Source organism: Cellulophaga sp. 20_2_10 (assembly GCF_023476645.1).
Lineage (GTDB): Bacteria > Bacteroidota > Bacteroidia > Flavobacteriales > Flavobacteriaceae > Cellulophaga.
The window spans coordinates 38594-57832 of sequence record NZ_JAMCOJ010000004.1; the positions used below are offsets into that span (position 1 = coordinate 38594).

Sequence of the window (19239 nt, forward strand, 5' to 3'; positions counted from 1 at the left end):
TCTAGTTAATGAGCATTTTTCTTTAACAAACTAGGGAATTTACTCTTAAATCTATTTAACCTAGGTACAGACACATTTTTAATGTATGAGTTGTTAGGATGTTTCTTTTCGTAATCTTGGTGGTACCCTTCTGCCTCGTAAAAAGTTGTAAAAGCAGTTACTTCTGTTACAATTTTATTGCTAAACACTTTGTCGTTAGTTAGTTTAGCTATGTAATCTGTTATTATTTTCTTCTCACTCTTATTTTTATAAAAAGCAATAGATCTGTATTGGGCACCTCTATCTGGTCCTTGACTATTAAGTGTTGTTGGGTCTTGTGAACCAAAGAATACTTTAACCAAAGTAGCAAAAGAAACTTCTTTAGGATTGTAATACACAACTACAGCCTCTGCGTGTGTACTATTTCCGCTACCTACTTGCTCATAAGTTGGGTTTTTCTCTGTACCACCAGCATAACCAGACACAACTTCCTGAACACCTTTTACACTCTCAAAAACAGCTTCTACGCACCAAAAACAACCACTAGCAAAATAAGCAGTTTCATATTTGCTTAAATCTTGATTTACAGTTTCTGTAGTAGCTTTTGCTTCTTCCTTGGTTTTATTTTTAGATGAACAACTTGTAGATATTAATATAGAGCATAATACAAATGCGATTTTTGCTATTTTCATAAATTTCATTTTTTTAATTTAGTGGCCTACAATTAAAGATACTTACAGCTAGTGTGGCTTTTTTTGAAAAAATTAACTTTTGGCTTTATGCAAAATATAGATAAATTATTAGAAAGTATAGCTACAGGCTTTGTTTCTATTTTAGATACCGATAACAGTACAGATGCATATATTGCATTGGACCTATCTACGACGAATAAAGAATTAGAAAATGTAGATATTACAAATACAGATGATTGTGAATCTTATATTCAGCAAATATTAGAAGCAACAAATAGTACAGTTGCTTATGGTGGTTATTTAGAAAAAAGAAATTTGTATGCTAAAAATGCTAATTTCTCTAAAGAAGTTGAGGTTGCAAGAGACATACATTTAGGTGTAGATTTTTGGGCTAAAGCAGGAACTAAGGTTATAGCGCCATTAAATGGAGTAGTACATAGTTTTAAAAATAATGCTGTAACTGGTGATTACGGGCCAACCATAATTTTAAAACACACAGTAGAGGATAGAGACTTTTATTCTCTTTATGGTCATTTAGCAGTGTCTTCTTTAAATAACATTTATATAGGTAAAGAATATAGTAAAGGATCAGTTATAGGTACTTTAGGTACTGCTGAGGTTAATGTTGGTTATGCTCCTCATTTGCATTTTCAGTTAATAATAGATATCGAAGAGTATAAAGGAGATTATCCAGGGGTTTGCACTGTTAAAGATCTTGTGTATTATGCTAACAATTGCCCAAATCCAAATCTTTTACTTCATATACAATAGTTAAAAATAGGTTTAAATACACTTTAAGTCGATTAGTAGATTTTAGTGTTTTTACCGTTGTCGAAGATAATTTACACTTCATCAATACTTTTGTCAGACACCGAAAAATAAGTCGGTTTAAGCGATTTAGATTTAGCAAGGACAAGGTTGGTAGTAATTTTACAGTATCAAAACAATGTTACTATGAAAGCTATTATCACTTTATTATTTGTTCTTTTTATTGGATTATCTTCACAGGCACAAGAAGCTAACGTTAGTCCAGTTGTAAAGATTGAAACTAAAGAGGTTAAAGCAACAGAAGTTAAAAAGGATGCTTTACAAGAAAAAGCAGAAGTAGCACGTTTGTACAAGTTTAAAAATTCTAAAATTAAAAAGGCATTAGCTTTCTCTACAAAACGTAACAAATCTAAAGTAGCTTAATTCTTTTTAATAGATCTCTAAGTTCTTTAGAGAAACATATATTTCTTTTTTTTATAGGTTGATATTAGTAGCCTTTCTAGATAAAATGCACTAATTATCGGTAACAGGTTTTTCACTGTTTGTAAACCAATAGCGGTCAATTCTATCTACACTTACAAGATTACCATTCACCGACAGTTAAGCGGTACTGAACTACAGGTGGCCATTTTAGGCTTGTATGGTCTGTAAATTTGTAGAACAAAAGAAAAACATTATGAAAGCTATTATCACTTTATTATTCATTATCACTTTAGGATTTACTGCTCAGGCGCAAGAAGCTAACACTACTCCAGTAGTAAAGATTGAAACTAAAGAGGTTAAAGCAACAGAAGTTAAAAAGGATGCTGTACAAGAAAAAGCTGAAGTAGCACGTTTATATAAGTTTAAAAATTCTAAAATTAAAAGTGCGTTGGCTTTCTCTACAAAACGTAGTAAGTCTAAAGTAGCGTAATTAAATAAGTACAGCTTTTAATTTTCTTTATATTTCTTTCTCATTATTCTTCTAAAATTATTTTCTATACCATACAATATCAGTTGTACTGCACGTAACACCGATTAGTAGATTTTTTTCATTTTACCGTTATCGAGGATTTTTTACACCTTATCTATCTTTTTGTCAAATACCGAAAAATAAGGGTGTTTGAGCGATTTAGATTTTTGTAAGCCTATGTTGGTAGTAATTTTACATCAACAAACAAGGTTACTATGAAAACTATTATCACTTTATTATTTGTTCTTTTTATTGGAGTTGCAGCACAAGCACAAGAAGCTAATGTTACACCAGTATTAAAAACAATAACTAAAGAGGTAAACGTTTCTGAAACTAAGAAAGAAGTTTTAAACAAAGAAACTGAAGTAGCACGTTTGTATAAGTTTAAAAATTCTAAAGTAAAAAGCGCATTAGCTTTCTCTACAAAACGTAGTAAGTCTAAAATGGCTTAATAATTAAAATTAAGTTTTTATTTTAATCTATTGATAAATAAGTGCTTAGTGTTTAAAGTCGATTAAAAGCATATTATTTCGATTAACAGTTATTTACAATTAGTTATCTGGTTTACAATTAGGTAGTTCACCCAAGTTATTGCTGTATAACGATAAAAAGGGGTTTTTGAACGAGTTTGAAAAAGAGAGCGTTACTACCCGTCTTAACTTTATATAAAAATTAAGACCTTAGTTATGAAAACTTTAGCAACATTATTTTTTATTTTATGTGTATCATTATCTGTTCAAGCTCAAAAAGCTGATAGACAACCACAAGAAAAAGTAATGATTGTGACAATTACTAAAATTGTAAAGGGTTCAACTACTTTAGAAAAAACAGTAGAGAATAGCGTAGCGCGTTTGTATTTAATTAAGAACGCTAAAATTACAAAAGAGCTATCTTTTATAACAAAGGGAAATAAAGCAAAATTAGTTTAATTATGATATATATAACTTTAGTAAGTATAGCGGCCATTAGTATTGGTTTGTTACATAACAATAAACCATCTGTACGTGCAATTAAAGTTCCTGTACGTCGCAATAATAGGTTTAAGAAATAACATACGAACTGTACAATAGTTTCTTTTAACTGTGTATATAAAATAAAAAAGCTGCTCTATAAGAGCAGCTTTTTTATTTTATATTGGTAAGGTATTTATTCTTCAATTAATACCCATTCACCATTTGTTAATAATGGTTCTGCTTGTTTAAATTTAACAATCTTTGTTTCTCCCGACATTACATTTTTAATTGTAACTCTATCGTTTCTACCAATTTTTGGACTCTGCCTTGTAATAGTTTCTGTTACAGCAGGTCTATTGTTACCAGATGTTGATTGGCCAGCAGCTCTACTTTGTGCAGCAAGCTCATCACTGTTAGGTATTTCTTCTTTTGTAGTCTGTAAGTTAACCTTTGGCTTTCTTACGGTTCTAGCCTCTTGTATGTCTGATGATTCACCTGTTGGTAATTCTCCTTTAAACAAGAAAGAAACAACCTCTTTGTTCACGTTTTCAATCATAGATTTAAAAAGTTCAAAAGCTTCAAACTTATAAATTAATAAAGGATCTTTTTGTTCGTGAACTGCTAATTGTACAGATTGTTTAAGTTCATCCATTTTACGTAAATGCGTTTTCCAAGCATCATCTACAATAGCAAGAGTTATATTCTTTTCAAAATCGTTTACCAATTGCTTACCATTACTTTCGTAAGCATCTTTTAAATTAGTAACAATATTTAAAGTCTTAATTCCGTCTGTAAAAGGTACTTGTATGCGCTCAAAGTTGTTGCCGTTATCTTCGTATACGTTTTTGATAACAGGTAGGGCAGTGGCAGCATTACGCTCCATTTTGTTTAAGTAATGTTCGTAAACCACTTTGTAAGTGGTACTCGCAATATCCTGACTAGTCATTTTTTCGAAATCACCTTCAGAAATAGGAGATGTTATAGAGAAGTACTTAATCAATTCAAATTCAAAATTCTTAAAGTCATTAGCGCCTTTATTTCCTTCTGATATTACCTCACAGGTATCAAAAATCATATTAGCAATATCTAACTTTAAACGCTCACCTTGTAATGCGTGGCGTCTTCTTTTGTAAACAACCTCTCTTTGGGCGTTCATTACATCATCATACTCTAATAAACGTTTACGAACGCCAAAGTTATTTTCTTCAACTTTTTTCTGTGCACGTTCTATAGATTTGGTCATCATAGAATGTTGTATAACTTCACCATCTTCTAAGCCCATTCTGTCCATCATCTTAGCAACTCTATCAGAACCAAATAAACGCATAAGGTTATCTTCTAAAGAAACATAGAATTGAGAACTTCCTGGATCTCCTTGACGACCTGCACGACCACGTAACTGTCTATCTACACGTCTAGAATCATGTCTTTCTGTACCCACAATAGCTAAACCACCAGCTTCTTTAACGTCATTAGATAATTTAATATCTGTACCACGACCAGCCATGTTAGTTGCAATTGTTACTATACCAGCGTTACCTGCTTCTGCAACAACGTCTGCTTCTCTTTTATGTAGCTTTGCGTTAAGTACATTATGTGGTACTTTACGTATAGTTAGCATTCTAGAAAGTAATTCTGATATTTCTACAGATGTTGTACCTATAAGTACTGGTCTGCCAGATTGAGAAAGTTTAGTTACCTCTTCTATAATGGCATTGTACTTTTCTCTTTTTGTTTTGTAAATTAAATCGTTTCTATCATCACGGGCTATAGGTCTGTTAGTTGGTATTTCCATAACATCTAACTTGTATATTTCCCAGAATTCACCTGCTTCTGTAATAGCTGTACCCGTCATACCAGCTAATTTGTGGTACATTCTAAAGTAGTTTTGTAAAGTAACCGTAGCAAATGTTTGTGTCATTGCTTCAATCTTTACATTTTCTTTAGCTTCTATAGATTGGTGTAAACCGTCCGAGTAACGACGACCGTCCATAATACGACCCGTTTGCTCATCTACAATCATTACCTTATTGTCCATTACTACGTACTCTACATCTTTCTCAAAAAGAGTATACGCTTTTAGTAATTGGTTCATCGTATGTATACGCTCACTTTTAATAGAGAAATCTTTAAATAACTCTTCTTTAAGTTCAGCTTCTTTTTCTATGTTTAAATTTTGGTTTTCTATTTGAGCAATCTCATAACCAATATCTGGCATTAAAAAGAAATCGTTATCTACATCTCCAGAGATATGTTTAATTCCTTTATCTGTTAATTCTATTTGATTATTTTTTTCGTCAATAACAAATAACAATTCTTCATCTACCGTTGGCATTTCACGGTTGTTGTCTTGCATGTAGAAATTCTCTGTTTTCTGTAGCAATTGCTTAATACCTTCTTCACTTAAAAATTTAATAAGCGCTTTGTTTTTAGGTAAACCACGGAATACTCGTAGTAATTGAAAACCACCTTCTTTAGTATCTCCGCTAGCAATTTGTTTTTTAGCTTCTGCTAAAACACCAGTAAGATATTGTTTTTGAATTTGAACAATATCTGCAACCTTTGGTTTAAGTTCATTAAACTCATGTCTGTCTCCTTCTGGTACAGGACCAGATATAATTAATGGTGTACGTGCATCATCAACTAAAACAGAATCCACTTCATCTACTATAGCAAAGTTCTGAGGACGTTGTACTAAGTCTGATGGTGAATGCGCCATATTATCACGCAAATAATCAAAACCAAATTCGTTATTTGTACCGTATGTAATGTCAGAGTTGTATGCAGCTCTACGTGCATCAGAATTGGGTTGGTGGTGATCTATACAGTCAATTGTAAATCCATGAAACTGAAAAATAGGAGCCATCCAAGCACTATCTCTTTTTGCTAGGTAATCATTAACTGTTACAAGGTGCACACCATTACCAGTTAAGGCATTTAAGTATACAGGTAGTGTTGCTACTAATGTTTTACCTTCACCAGTATGCATCTCTGCAATTTTGCCTTGGTGTAATGCAATACCACCAATTAACTGTACATCATAATGTATCATGTCCCAAGTTACTTGCTTACCAGCAGCATCCCAAGAGTTTTTCCAAACAGCTTTATCACCTTCTAAAGAAACGTATTCTTTAGAGCCAGATAAAAGTCTGTCGTATTCTGTAGCAGTAACAGTAAGTGTAGTGTTATTTGTAAAACGTTTAGCAGTTTCTTTTACAACAGCAAAAGCTTCAGGTAAAAGTTCTGTTAACGAAACCTCTAATGTTTTGTATACTTCTTCTTTTAAACTGTCTATTTCTGTATAAATATCCTCGTTCTTATCTATATCTGTAGATGCTTCTACTTCTTTTTTAAGTGCATCTATTCTATCATTTAACTCTTTAGTGTCAGCCTGTAACTTTTCTTTAAACGTTACAGTTTTTGCCCTCAGTTCATCTAAACTAATTGCTTCTAAACTTTGCTCAAACGCTTTAATTTGGTCAACTAAAGGCTGTAGTTGCTTAACATCTTTTTTGGCTTTATCACCAACAAAGGCCTTTAGCACGGAATTAATGAAACTCATATATTATGTAATTTATAAAGTTTGCTGTCTAAAGATAAACAGACATAACTATTTAGATTAATGTTCCGTAAAACTGCGGAATGTATTTTCTTACGCAAAAGGTATTCCAGTTTTAAAAAACAAGGGAATAGCACTTGGCGTCTGCCAAAATTACATAAAAAAAAAGCCTCCAAGGAGACTTTTTTAATGTAATTCTGTTATTTAATACTCATCCTCATTCCAGAGGTAATCTTCTTCTGTTGGGTAGTCTGGCCAAATTTCTTCAATAGATTCATAGATTTCTCCGCCTTCTTCTTCCATAGACTGTAAATTCTCTACAACTTCTAAAGGTGCACCAGTTCTAATTGCGTAATCTATTAATTCATCTTTGGTTGCTGGCCAAGGCGCATCACTTAAGTAAGATGCTAGTTCTAATGTCCAATACATGGTAATAGTTAATTTTAATATTTTTGCAAAAATAAATTTTTAGACAACAAAAGCAAGCTTTTTTTAACTTTTTTAATTTATTTTTTTAAAATAGTTGATATTCAATATGTTGATAACGTAAAAAAAATAGAAATATTAGTCTTTTTTCTCCGGAATCCATTTTATTTCATTTGCATCCAAATCTTTTGATAATTTTCTAGCCAATACAAATAGATAGTCGGATAATCTATTGATAAATGACAAAACATTTGCTTCAAAAGGTTCATTTTCGTTTAAATGAGATGCTAAACGTTCTGCTCTGCGACAAACGGTACGTGCTATATGACAGTATGACACGGTTGTGTGTCCGCCTGGCAAAATAAAATGTGTCATTTGTGGCAATGCTTCATTCATTTTATCCATCTCTATTTCTAGCAATTCTATATCTGCATTGCTAATTTTTTCAATATTTAAACGATCTTTCCCGTTTTTTAATACCATTTTCTCAGGATCTGTTGCTAAAACAGCACCAACAGTAAACAGTTTGTCTTGTATAGTCGCAATAATATCTTTGTAGTGGTTGTGTATTTCTTGATCACGAATAAGCCCCATCCAAGAGTTAAGTTCGTCTACAGTACCATAGGATTCTATACGTAAATGATGCTTAGGTACTCTAGTGCCACCAAATAGGGCAGTAGTACCTTTGTCTCCTGTTTTAGTATATATTTTCATTCGTTTTTTATAATTGTCTTATTTAATTTCTTTAGTTATTATTTTAGAGTAGCTATAAATACTATGAATCTCTAAACTAATTATTCTTTACGTTTATAGTTGTCCATAAATTTACGCGACTTTCTTTCTTTAGTTTTTTTCTTACTCATAAGATTTATAACTAAAAAAAATACAAGCGCTATACCCCCAATTATAAAAATAGTATTGTCCATTATAAGTATATTCTGATTTTAAAAATACAGTATTATATTCTAATTTTAAAATGTTCTTTAGCTTGTTCTTTTCTAAAAAAGACAATAGCACAATAAAATAGGTCTACGGTTACTGTAACCTTTTCTAGTTTTTTAATCTGCTCCCAAGCTTCTAAAGTCTCTTTGTTAGTATAAATTTCGTGTATAAACACCATAGTGTTATTATGGTGTTTTATAGTATTAAACTCTTCTATATTGGGTAGTTCTAAGTAAGCTAAGTCAACAGTGTTACTCGTAAAGTTAAGCTTAGTCATTACTTTTTGTATTGTTTTTTTTATCTCTTCTGAAGTTGTAAAAACTTTCTCAGGCTTAAAATAAGCAATACTCTTTAATAAAACATTTTTGCTTTTTTGTTGATGTAGCTTTCCTTTTATATACAAACATTTTGTTACGTAATTGTATATAAAAGGAGAGTGTACACCATGTTGATTAGATGCCTTTGTTAAAAAACGTAGATGTGCAATAAATTGAAACATACCAAAACAATTAACCTTCTACAATAGCAGAAAGCTGAAACCAACGTTCTGTTTTTGTTTCAATCTCTTCTATAACCTCTTGTAAATCTTTAGATAGTTTATCTATTTCGTCCCCACTAAGGCTAGCGTCAGAAAATTTATTTTGTACTGTTATTTTTTTCTCTTCTAGTTTCTTAATCTTGTTTTCTATATTATTGTATTCCTTTTGTTCTTCAAAAGAGAGTTTAACGGTTTTGGTTTCAGTTTTCCAAGACTTTTTATCTGCTTTAACCTCCTTTTCTTTAGTTTCTCTGTTTTCTAGCACAACACTATCTTCATAAGATCTAAAGTCTGAATAATTCCCTGGGAAATCTTCAATAACGGCATTGCCTCTAAAAACGAGTAAGTGATCTACTATTTTATCCATAAAATACCTATCATGCGATACCACTAATAGACACCCTGGAAAATCCATTAAAAAGCTTTCTAAAACATTTAGGGTTACAATATCTAAATCGTTTGTAGGTTCATCTAAAATAAGGAAATTAGGATTTTGTATAAGAATTGTACATAAGTATAGCCTTTTACGCTCGCCACCACTTAGTTTTTCGACAAAATCGTATTGTTTTTTTCTATCGAATAAAAAGCGTTCTAATAATTGTTGAGCAGAAATTTGATGTCCTTTTTTAAGCGGAATGTAATCTCCAAACTCACGTATAACATCTATAACTTTCTGACCCTCTTTTATTTTAATACCTTTTTGCGTGTAGTAACCAAACTTTATAGTTTCTCCAACAATTACTTTACCACTATCTGGTTGGTCTGCACCAGTTAATATATTTAAAAATGTAGATTTTCCGGTTCCATTTTTACCAATAATACCTATACGCTCTCCTTTTAAAAAGTTATACTCGTATTTGTCTAAAATAGGTTTGTTTGGGTATGCTTTAGAGATTTTTACAAGCTCCATAATTTTGCTACCCATACGTTCCATATTAATTTCTAACTCAACTTTGTGTTCTTGTCTACGTTGTTGAGCTTTGGCTTTAATATCGTTAAAATCGTCAATTCTAGATTTAGATTTTGTTGTACGTGCTTTTGGTTGTTTACGCATCCAACCTAATTCTTTTTTATATAAAAGTTTAGATTTATGTTGCTCTACAGCCTCTTGTGTAATACGTGCTTCTTTCTTTTCTAAATAATAAGAGTAATTACCTTTGTATGGGTAAAGAGTGTTATTATCTAGTTCTATAATCTCGTTACACACACGTTCTAAAAAGTAACGGTCATGGGTAACCATAAAAAGAGTAATGTTTTCTTTTGCAAAGTATTCTTCTAGCCACTCTATCATCTCTAGATCCAAGTGGTTGGTTGGCTCATCTAAAATTAATAAATCGGGTTTGTTTATTAGTGCGTCTGCCATAGCTAAACGCTTTTTTTGTCCACCAGAAAGTAAACCAACATTTAAACTAACATCATCTAGCTTCAGTTTAGATAAAATTTGTTTGTACTGCGTTTCAAAATCCCAAGCTTCAAACCTATCCATAGCATCAAAAGCTAATTGATATTTATCGGCATCTTCTGGGTTAGCTAATGCTTTTTCATAATTAGAAATAACCGTTAGAATTTCGTTGTCGGAAGCAAAAATGGTTTCTTCAATAGTTAAGTCGGGATTTAAATTAGGCTCTTGCTCTAAAAATGAAACTCTAACTCCTTTTCTATAATTCACTTGTCCGCTATCTGGAGTATCTTTTCCAGACAATATATTTAGTATAGAGGTTTTTCCACTTCCGTTTTTAGCTATTAAGGCAATTTTTTGATCTTTGTTAACACCAAAAGAAATGTCTGAAAATAGAGCGTGTTCTCCGTAAGATTTTGATATGTTTTCAACCGTAAGTAGGTTCATTTGCTAGTTTTTGTTATTTTTTGTTTTGTACCATATAAAAATATATCTAATGGCAAGTGATAATAGTACTGGTATAAATGCAGGATGAAATTTTTGAATCCCTGCTAATTGTACAATTGGTACTATTACTAATAATATAAGTAAAAATATACTGTATTTGTGTAATAGTAAGGTTGAATTTTTTTTGCGAAAAATAAAATAAAGAGCCACCAAGTTAAAAGGAACAACCCATAGTAAATTATAGTTGTTAGCAGTTGCAGTATGGTCTGTAGCAAACCATAGTAGCGTTAATACTAAACCCGAAATACCGGTTACAAAAAATAAAATACCGTCTAACCATTTAGACCACAAATGATTTTTATAATCCATATAAGTTATAAATAGAACGGCTGCAAGGAAGAGAAATACCCAAAAGAATGGCGTAACCAAAAAGTTAATACTTTTTACTTTTACTTCTTCTTTTAATATAGACCTGTTAGATAATACCAATGGTTCTCCTTTAATAGTGCTATTTTCTAGTTGCGACCATACGTAATCTGGTAAAAAAGTATGCTGTAACGCTGTTGCCTTTTTATCTATTCTAGAACCTAGAGCTAAATCTATACCAAAACTTGACCATGTGTTTGTTGTTAGTTTTTGATCTAGTAATTCTCTAAACGTATATTTTTCTGTTAAGTGATCTTCGTTTAAACTTAAATCCTTTCCTAAGGACGAGTCTAAAACACCTATTATTTTAGTAGCACAGTTGTTGTATAGGTAATCATATAAATAATCTCTATTTTCTGGCTTTACGTTTTTTTCTAAATAATTGTATAGTTGTTTTTTTTGAGTGTAGTTAAGGTTTAATACCTGTTCCTTAACAGATCTTTTATCATATTGATACTCGTATAAAAACCTAGAAAAATCTTGCTTGTTAACTTTAAAAAGGAGCTTCCCTTTTACAAAGTTTAAATAGAAATTAGGCGCATTAAAATCGAAAATACCATAGTTATATATATTATCTGTTCTAGTTACAGGATCCCAAATTCTAATAGCACTATGGCCAAAAATGGAATAGAGTTCGCTTCCAGAGCCACAGGTTAAAATGCTAATTTGTGCATTTTTAGAAATAGTATTATTTTGAGAAAAACCAATACTAGAACTACCTAATAGAAATATAAAAATGATTGTTTTGATATAATTTTTCAATTTTATTGATTTTAAGAAGAGCAAATATCGAACAAAATAGAAGAATAGACCTATGCTTTTTAAAAAAGCAGCTTTTTAAGCTGTAATTTTTAAAGAAATACTATTTTTACGAAAACTAACAGGCCACATTATAGTGTAAAGTTTGTTTAGTATAACGTTTATCTAAATTAGTATACAATGAAAAAGCACATACCTAACTTAATTACATTATTAAATTTATTCTGTGGCTGTTTGGCTGTTCTTTTTGCTGTACACGGTCTTTTTGAGATGGTTGCGTTATTTGTTTTTCTAGGTATATTTTTTGACTTTTTTGATGGTTTTGCAGCCCGTATGCTAAATGTAAAGAGTGAATTAGGATTACAGTTAGATTCTTTAGCAGATATGGTAACAAGTGGAGTAGTGCCAGGATTGGTAATGTATAAACTGTTGTTAATGGCTACTACTGGTGGCTGGAGTTCGGGAATGTTTGCAGGTGAAATGCAATTTTCAGGATTTAATTTATCTTCTTTAATTCCGTTTTTAGGTTTTTTAATAACCTTAGGATCTTGTTATAGACTTGCTAAATTTAATATTGATGAAAATCAAACTGAATCTTTTATAGGGTTGCCTACACCAGCAAATGCATTGTTAATTATAGCAATGCCATTAATTTTACTATATCAAAACAACGATTTTTTAAATAGCATTATTTTAAACCAATGGTTTTTAATTGGCTTAACAGTATTAAGTACTTATTTATTAAATAGTAGTTTGCCTTTGTTTGCTTTAAAATTTAAAACGTGGAATTTTAAAGACAATGCTATACGTTATATCTTTTTAATTTTGTGCATTGTGTTTTTGGTAACATTAAAATACTTAGCAGTACCCGTAATAATAATTTTATATATATTACTTTCTGTAGTAAGCAAATTAGGAAACGGAACAGCTAAGGCTTAGGTAATTAATTATTGAGGTTGTTAAAAGTCTAACTTAGTTTTACGTAGCTCAAAGTTTTGGCCAAGATAAACTTGTCTTACCATTTCATCTGCTGCTAATTCTTCAGGTTCTCCAGATTTTAAAATCCCACCTTCAAACATTAAATAAGATCTTTCTGTAATTGCAAGTGTTTCTTGTACGTTGTGGTCGGTAATAAGTATGCCTATGTTTTTGTTTTTTAGTTGCGCTACAATACGTTGTATGTCTTCTACAGCAACAGGATCTACCCCTGCAAAGGGTTCATCTAGTAATATAAATTTTGGATCTGTTGCTAGCGCTCGCGCAATTTCTGTACGTCTACGCTCACCGCCAGAAAGCAAATCTCCTCTGTTTTTGCGGATGTGTCCCAAACTAAATTCTTCAATAAGAGACTCCATTTTCATATGTTGCTCTTTCTTGCTCAATTTTGTAAGCTGTAGTACACTTAAAATATTTTTTTCAATTGTAAGTTTTCGAAAAACTGAAGCTTCTTGTGCTAAATATCCAATTCCGTTCTGTGCTCTTTTGTACATTGGGAACTGTGTAATATTTTTATCATTTAAATAAATATTACCACCATTTGGCTTAACAAGTCCAACAATCATATAAAAAGATGTTGTTTTACCTGCTCCATTTGGGCCTAATAGTCCAACAATTTCTCCTTGGTTAACCTCCAGAGATATGCCTTTAACTACTTGGCGTCCTTTGTAGGACTTCATAATATTGTCTGCGCTAAGCTTCATTTTTTCCATACAATATCCAAATCTAAGTTATTCTTTTATTAACAGAGAAGATTTACGGTTTTTTTAACCTTCGTGGTTTGCTTCTATAGCTTCCCAGTACTCGTGTGCACGTCTTAAATGTGGTATAACAATACTGCCACCAACTAGCGTTGCAATACTCAAGGTTTCCATAATTTCTTCTTTATTTGCACCTTCTCTGTGCGAACTTTCTAAATGATATTTAACGCAATCATCACAACGTAAAACAGCAGAAGCTACTAAACCTAGTAGTTCTTTTGTTTTAACATCTAAAGCACCTTTGCTATATGCATTTGTGTCTAGATTAAATATTCTATTAATAACCTTGTTTTTATCGGCTACTATTTTATCATTCATCTTAGAACGATAATCGTTAAATTCTTTAACTGGATTTTGTGACATTCTTACCTAATTTTTTGGCTTCATTTTTTAATACTCTTCTAGAAATATAAATACTAATTTGATATAGTATTAAAACTGGTATTGTTACTACAATCTGACTAGCAACATCTGGTGGTGTAATAACAGCAGATACTATTAAGACAACGACCAAAGCTATTTTTCTGTGTTTCTTTAACACTTCTGGAGTAACCAAACCTACTTTTGTTAAAAAGTATATAATTATAGGTAGCTCAAACATTATACCGCAGGCAATAACAGATGCTTTTACGGTAGATATAAAGGAGCTCAAATCAAATTCGTTTAAAACCTCTTTACTAACTTGGTATGTACCCAAGAAGTTAATAGAGAAAGGAGTTACAATATAGTAACCAAAAAGTACACCAGAGAAAAATAAGAATGATGCAGCAAAAATAAATCCTTTAGAGTTGTTACGTTCTTTTTCATACAAACCTGGGCTAATAAATCGCCACATTTCGTATAAAATATAAGGAAAACCAATTATAAAACCTGCCCAAACTGATGTCCATATGTGAGCAGAAAATTGCCCGGCCATAGTTCTACTTTGTATCGTAAATGGCAGTGATTCTGCACAAAAGCTAGATTCCATTCCTAGATATGTAGCTATAGAGCAAAAGAATTTATAGGTAGGAAAATCCATTTTTTTAGGTCCTAATAAGACCGTGTCAAAAATAAATTCTTTCATAGCAAAAGCAACACAGCCAATAATAACTACTGCTAATGTAGACCTAATTAAGTGCCATCTTAATTCTTCTAAATGGTCTAAAAAGGACATTTCGTCCGGACTCTTCTTATTTTTTGCCATTATAAAATGCCTTCGTTTACTAAGTTATGCAAATGTACTAAACCAACATAATTAGAATCGCTTACAGCAACCAATTGTGATATTCCTTGTTGTTGCATTAATTCTAAGGCATCTACAGCTAAAAGATCTGTATCTACGGTCTTAGGATTTTTAGACATAATATCTTTAGCGGTTAAGTTACCAATGTTATCATGCTTGTTTAGCATGCGTCTAATATCGCCATCAGTAATAATACCCACAACTTTATTTGCTTCTAAAACAGCAGTAGCACCTAACATTTTTTCAGAAATCTCTACAATTACCTGTTTAACAGGTGTATCTGCGGTAACTTCTGGTTTTAGGTTGTTGCTTACAATATCGTTTACGCGTAAATATAATTTTTTACCTAGTGCACCACCTGGATGGTATTTCGCAAAATCTTTACTTGTAAATCTTCTAAGCTCTAAAAGAGATACCGCAATTGCATCGCCAATAACTAACTGTGCTGTTGTACTGGTGGTAGGTGCTAAATTATTAGGACACGCCTCTTTTTCTACATAAGTGTTTAATACGTAGTTAGATTGTTGCGCTAAAAAGGAATCTGTATTGCCAGTCATTCCTATTAAAATATTACCTCCTCTTTTTATAAGTGGCACTAAAACTTTAATCTCTGGAGTATTACCACTTTTAGAGATGCAAATAACAACATCCTCATCTAATACAGTTCCTAGATCGCCGTGTATGGCATCTGCTGCATGCATAAATATAGATGGTGTGCCAGTAGAATTTAAAGTAGCAACTATTTTTTGTGCTATAATAGCGCTCTTGCCAATACCAGAAATAATTAATCTTCCTTTAGAGTTATAAATGCTATTTACAGCATTTGCAAAATTTGCATCTAATAAGGTCGATAAATGTTTAATAGCTTCAGCTTCTATAGAAATTGTACGCTTTGCAATATCTAGAATTGTTTTGGAGTTGCTCAATGTAATCTTAAATTATGTGTTCTGTTTTAAAAAAGATGTACTATCTTTAAGAATACAAAATTACATAAACTTATTTTTATGTGATGCTGTAAATTGATGGAAATTAAAATTGCTTTAAATTTTATACGATTTCCTAAAATTTGAGTATCTTGAAATTTATTTTATTTAAACAATACGTACAATCTCTATAATATTCTATGAGTCATCCTAAAATTGATTTGCATGCTTCCTTAAAAAAGTTTTTTGGCTTTAACAAGTTTAAAGGTCTTCAAGAAGGTGTTATCAATAACTTGCTTCAAGGTAATAATACTTTTGTTATAATGCCAACTGGTGGAGGAAAGTCTCTCTGTTACCAATTGCCAGCACTTATGCAAGAAGGTACTGCTATTGTAGTTTCTCCTTTAATTGCTTTGATGAAAAACCAGGTAGATGCCATACGTGGTATATCGCCAGACTATGGTGTGGCTCACGTTTTAAATTCATCTTTAACAAAAACTCAAGTAAGAGAAGTAAAAGAAGATATCTTAAGTGGAGTGACTAAAATGCTTTATGTGGCTCCTGAATCTTTAATAAAAGAGGAGTATGTAGAATTTTTACGCTCTGTTAAAATTTCTTTTGTAGCTATAGATGAAGCGCATTGTATCTCTGAGTGGGGACACGATTTTAGACCAGAATACCGAAACCTAAAAGCAATTGTTGGTAGGTTAGGAGATAATATTCCTATGATAGGTTTAACGGCTACAGCAACACCAAAAGTACAAGAAGATATTGTAAAGAACTTAGGGATTACAGATGCTAAACTTTTTAAAGCATCATTTAATAGACCTAATTTATTTTATGAAGTACGACCAAAAACTCAAAATATAGAGGCCGATATAATTCGTTTTGTAAAGCAGAATGTTGGTAAATCCGGAATTATCTATTGTTTAAGTCGTAAAAAAGTTGAAGCATTAGCACAAGTATTGCAAGTAAACGGCATAAGTGCAGTTCCGTATCACGCAGGTTTTGATGCTAAAACAAGGTCTCGTTACCAAGATATGTTTCTAATGGAAGAGGTAGATGTTGTTGTTGCTACAATAGCCTTTGGAATGGGAATAGATAAACCAGATGTACGTTTTGTTATACATAACGATATTCCAAAAAGTTTAGAGAGCTATTACCAAGAAACGGGAAGAGCTGGTAGAGATGGAGGAGAAGGACATTGTTTGGCTTTTTACTCCTATAAAGATATAGAAAAGCTAGAGAAATTTATGTCTGGCAAACCTGTTGCTGAACAAGAAATTGGCAATGCACTTTTACAAGAAGTTGTTGGTTTTGCAGAAACATCTATGTCGCGTAGAAAATTTATACTTCATTACTTTGGAGAAGATTTTGACGAAGTAAACGGTGAAGGTGCAGATATGGATGACAATACCCGTACACCTAAAGAAAAAGTAGAAGCTCAGGAGAATGTAGTTAAGCTTATTAGTGTTGTTCAGGGAACAATGGAGAAATTTAAGTCTAAAGAAATAGTAAATACATTAATTGGTAAAAAGAACGCATTAATATCGTCTCATAAAACAGATGAAAAACCTTTCTTTGGAATAGGTAAAGATAAAGATGCTGGGTATTGGATGGCTTTAATACGCCAAACATTAGTAGCTGGTTACTTGCGTAAAGAAATAGAGCAATACGGTATTTTAAGAGTTACCCCATTAGGTGCAGAGTTTGTAAAAGAGCCTATGTCATTTTTAATGACAAAAGACCATGTGTATAGTCAGGAAAATGACGATGCTATTGTAAGTGCCGCTAAAAGTTCTGGTGGTGTCGCAGATAAGGAATTATCTCAATTATTAAAACAGTTAAGAAAATCAGAGGCTAAAAAACTCGGAGTACCTCCGTTTGTAGTTTTTCAAGATCCATCTATAGAAGATATGGCGCTTAAGTATCCTATTAGTATGGAGGATATGCTAAACATACACGGTGTAGGTGAGGGTAAAGCTAAAAAATACGGAAAACCATTTTTAGCGCTTATTGCTAAATATGTAGATGATAAAGATATTACGCGTCCAGACGATTTAGTGGTTAAAAGTACGGGAGCAAATTCAGCTTTAAAACTATATATTATACAAAACGTAGATCGTAAGTTGCCTTTAACAGATATTGCTAGCGCCAAAGGTATAGAGTTGCCAGAGTTAATAAAGGAGATGGAACAGATAGTTTATAGCGGAACTAAGCTTAATATTACATATTGGGTAGACGAAACCTTAGATGAAGACCAACAAGAAGAGATACACGAGTATTTTTTAGAAGCAGAATCTGATAGTATAGAAATTGCTATAGAAGAGTTTGATGGCGATTATGAAGATGAGGAGTTGCGTTTGTACCGTTTAAAGTTTATTAGCGAAGTAGCTAATTAAACTAAAGAATTTATATACTAAAAAATCCCAAAACCTTAGGTTTTGGGATTTTTTTATAATCAATAATTAAAATAATTTAGTACTGCATATTGTTGGCTCCTTCTAAACCTGCTAAACCAATAAAAGCAAGTATAGGTGCTAAAAATAATATGATACATAAAAGCACTATACAAGCTAGGACTAAGCCAATAATAGATAGTATTTTACCCGTGTTTGCACTATCAACGCTTGTGTATTTATCAGGGTTTTCTTCATATAATTTCTTTGCAGCTTTTGCTTTTGCAAAACCAATAAATGAAAATATAGCTCCAAAAGGTCCGCAACAAAAAAGTGTTAATGCAATACTTAATATTCCCATTGTTAAGGCGCTACTGGCACCTGGTAATTCTTCTTTCATATCTCTAAATCTCTAATTATTGAGCAGCATCCATTCCTTCCTGAATTTGGCTAATAGCTTCTTGTATAGCTTCCATACCTCCAGTTGCGAAAACGTAAATTACTCTAATTAAGGCTAATACGTTTAAAATAACAGCTATTAATGCTACAATTTTACCTGTTTTAATTTGACTAGCATTGTCATACCCTTCTGGGTTTTCTGCATAAATTTTTTCAGCTTTAGTAGCCATAAAATAAGCAATAGCAGAAGGTATAATACCTAGACCTGCTAAACAACAACATAAGTATCCTAGTATGCCAAGTACTATAATCATTGTTCCATTCGGTAATTTTTCTTGTTCCATAATTTTAAAAGATTGGTTAAATAAATTTATATAAATAGTTAGTCAAAATTAATATTACATTAATAATAGCCAAAGCGGTTATTATTTTACTAGCATATCTAATTTTGTAAAAATAGTTTACACCAACAAAGCCCATAAGTAATAGTAAGGTGTAAATTGCCGGATACATATTAAATGCAGCAGTAAAATCTCCTTGTAATATTAAAGCTAATGATCTTTGTATGCCGCAGCCAGGACAATCAACACCTAACAACTTCTTGTTCATACAAGGAAGCATGTATTCGTTAATGTTAAAATCTAGGCTTGGTAATGGCATTTAGGCTTGTATTCTATTTTTGAAACGGAAAAATAC

General features: G+C 31.9%; 21 protein-coding genes. 7 read left to right on the forward strand and 14 right to left on the reverse strand.

Annotated features, from left to right (window positions below):
* Positions 1–5 precede the first annotated feature (5 nt).
* Positions 6–671, reverse strand: coding sequence for a peptide-methionine (S)-S-oxide reductase MsrA (gene msrA / locus M4I21_RS08905; RefSeq protein ID WP_249558771.1), 666 nt, complete (start codon positions 669–671; stop codon positions 6–8).
* 87 nt (positions 672–758) lie between these two features.
* Here msrA and M4I21_RS08910 point away from each other — a divergent pair, with 87 nt between their 5' ends.
* The 5 genes from M4I21_RS08910 to M4I21_RS08930 all read left to right on the forward strand — a co-directional run bounded on the left by M4I21_RS08910 (position 759) and on the right by M4I21_RS08930 (position 3320).
* On the forward strand, positions 759–1442 hold the full coding sequence (locus tag M4I21_RS08910) for a peptidoglycan DD-metalloendopeptidase family protein (protein ID WP_249558772.1): 684 nt from the start codon (positions 759–761) through the stop codon (positions 1440–1442).
* 183 nt (positions 1443–1625) lie between these two features.
* Entirely contained in the window at positions 1626–1862 is a 237-nt protein-coding gene (locus tag M4I21_RS08915) for a hypothetical protein (protein WP_249558773.1), read from the forward strand.
* Positions 1863–2115: 253 nt separating this feature from the next.
* The gene (locus M4I21_RS08920) at positions 2116–2352 is read left to right on the forward strand and encodes a hypothetical protein (protein ID WP_249558774.1); all 237 of its coding nucleotides are present in this window, start codon (positions 2116–2118) and stop codon (positions 2350–2352) included.
* Positions 2353–2606: 254 nt separating this feature from the next.
* Positions 2607–2843: a hypothetical protein gene (locus M4I21_RS08925; RefSeq protein WP_249558775.1), complete on the forward strand. Its 237-nt coding sequence runs from the start codon at positions 2607–2609 to the stop codon at positions 2841–2843.
* Between the two features lie 234 nt (positions 2844–3077).
* A complete protein-coding gene (locus M4I21_RS08930) occupies positions 3078–3320 on the forward strand; it encodes a hypothetical protein (protein ID WP_249558776.1) in 243 nt (80 codons plus the stop codon).
* Between the two features lie 217 nt (positions 3321–3537).
* Here M4I21_RS08930 and secA read toward each other — a convergent pair whose 3' ends face one another.
* The 6 genes from secA to M4I21_RS08960 form a co-directional block, all read right to left on the reverse strand.
* Entirely contained in the window at positions 3538–6906 is a 3369-nt protein-coding gene (gene secA, locus M4I21_RS08935) for a preprotein translocase subunit SecA (protein WP_249558777.1), read from the reverse strand.
* A gap of 201 nt (positions 6907–7107) precedes the next feature.
* On the reverse strand, positions 7108–7332 hold the full coding sequence (locus M4I21_RS08940; protein WP_013551418.1) for a DUF2795 domain-containing protein: 225 nt from the start codon (positions 7330–7332) through the stop codon (positions 7108–7110).
* Between the two features lie 135 nt (positions 7333–7467).
* A complete protein-coding gene (locus M4I21_RS08945; protein WP_249558778.1) occupies positions 7468–8043 on the reverse strand; it encodes a cob(I)yrinic acid a,c-diamide adenosyltransferase in 576 nt (191 codons plus the stop codon).
* 244 nt (positions 8044–8287) lie between these two features.
* Positions 8288–8770 (reverse strand): hypothetical protein, encoded by a 483-nt coding sequence (locus M4I21_RS08950; protein ID WP_249558779.1) that lies wholly within the window; start codon positions 8768–8770, stop codon positions 8288–8290.
* Between the two features lie 10 nt (positions 8771–8780).
* Positions 8781–10655: an ABC-F family ATP-binding cassette domain-containing protein gene (locus M4I21_RS08955; protein ID WP_249558780.1), complete on the reverse strand. Its 1875-nt coding sequence runs from the start codon at positions 10653–10655 to the stop codon at positions 8781–8783.
* A 3-nt stretch (positions 10656–10658) separates the two neighbouring features.
* Positions 10659–11843, reverse strand: coding sequence for an Lnb N-terminal periplasmic domain-containing protein (locus M4I21_RS08960; RefSeq protein ID WP_249558781.1), 1185 nt, complete (start codon positions 11841–11843; stop codon positions 10659–10661).
* Between the two features lie 177 nt (positions 11844–12020).
* Between M4I21_RS08960 and M4I21_RS08965 the strand changes: the two genes are divergently transcribed.
* The gene (locus tag M4I21_RS08965; RefSeq protein ID WP_249558782.1) at positions 12021–12779 is read left to right on the forward strand and encodes a CDP-alcohol phosphatidyltransferase family protein; all 759 of its coding nucleotides are present in this window, start codon (positions 12021–12023) and stop codon (positions 12777–12779) included.
* A 20-nt stretch (positions 12780–12799) separates the two neighbouring features.
* On the opposite strand, the gene lptB is transcribed toward M4I21_RS08965, so the two are convergent.
* From lptB to M4I21_RS08985, 4 genes are all read right to left on the reverse strand, one after another.
* Positions 12800–13540 carry an LPS export ABC transporter ATP-binding protein gene (gene lptB / locus M4I21_RS08970; protein ID WP_072302926.1) on the reverse strand — a complete coding sequence of 247 codons (741 nt, stop codon included), beginning with the start codon at positions 13538–13540 and terminating at the stop codon, positions 12800–12802.
* A gap of 63 nt (positions 13541–13603) precedes the next feature.
* A complete protein-coding gene (locus tag M4I21_RS08975) occupies positions 13604–13960 on the reverse strand; it encodes a carboxymuconolactone decarboxylase family protein (RefSeq protein ID WP_072302822.1) in 357 nt (118 codons plus the stop codon).
* Positions 13941–14783, reverse strand: a complete 843-nt coding sequence (gene tatC / locus M4I21_RS08980) for a twin-arginine translocase subunit TatC (protein ID WP_249558783.1) — start codon at positions 14781–14783, stop codon at positions 13941–13943. Before tatC ends, M4I21_RS08975 begins: the two co-directional genes overlap by 20 nt.
* Positions 14783–15748 carry a KpsF/GutQ family sugar-phosphate isomerase gene (locus tag M4I21_RS08985; RefSeq protein WP_249558785.1) on the reverse strand — a complete coding sequence of 322 codons (966 nt, stop codon included), beginning with the start codon at positions 15746–15748 and terminating at the stop codon, positions 14783–14785. The genes tatC and M4I21_RS08985 overlap by 1 nt, the downstream gene beginning before the upstream one ends.
* Before the next feature lie 197 nt (positions 15749–15945).
* On the opposite strand from M4I21_RS08985, the gene M4I21_RS08990 reads away from it, so the two are divergent.
* Complete coding sequence (locus tag M4I21_RS08990; protein ID WP_249558786.1) at positions 15946–18147, forward strand: RecQ family ATP-dependent DNA helicase; 2202 nt, start codon at positions 15946–15948, stop codon at positions 18145–18147.
* Between the two features lie 76 nt (positions 18148–18223).
* Here M4I21_RS08990 and M4I21_RS08995 read toward each other — a convergent pair whose 3' ends face one another.
* Genes M4I21_RS08995 through M4I21_RS09005 form a run of 3 tightly spaced genes read right to left on the reverse strand, consistent with a single transcriptional unit; the run spans position 18224 to position 19203 of the window.
* Complete coding sequence (locus M4I21_RS08995) at positions 18224–18544, reverse strand: CCC motif membrane protein (RefSeq protein ID WP_249558787.1); 321 nt, start codon at positions 18542–18544, stop codon at positions 18224–18226.
* Between the two features lie 16 nt (positions 18545–18560).
* Positions 18561–18887, reverse strand: a complete 327-nt coding sequence (locus M4I21_RS09000) for a CCC motif membrane protein (RefSeq protein WP_249558788.1) — start codon at positions 18885–18887, stop codon at positions 18561–18563.
* 16 nt (positions 18888–18903) lie between these two features.
* A complete protein-coding gene (locus M4I21_RS09005; RefSeq protein WP_249558789.1) occupies positions 18904–19203 on the reverse strand; it encodes a DUF2752 domain-containing protein in 300 nt (99 codons plus the stop codon).
* Positions 19204–19239: the final 36 nt, after the last annotated feature.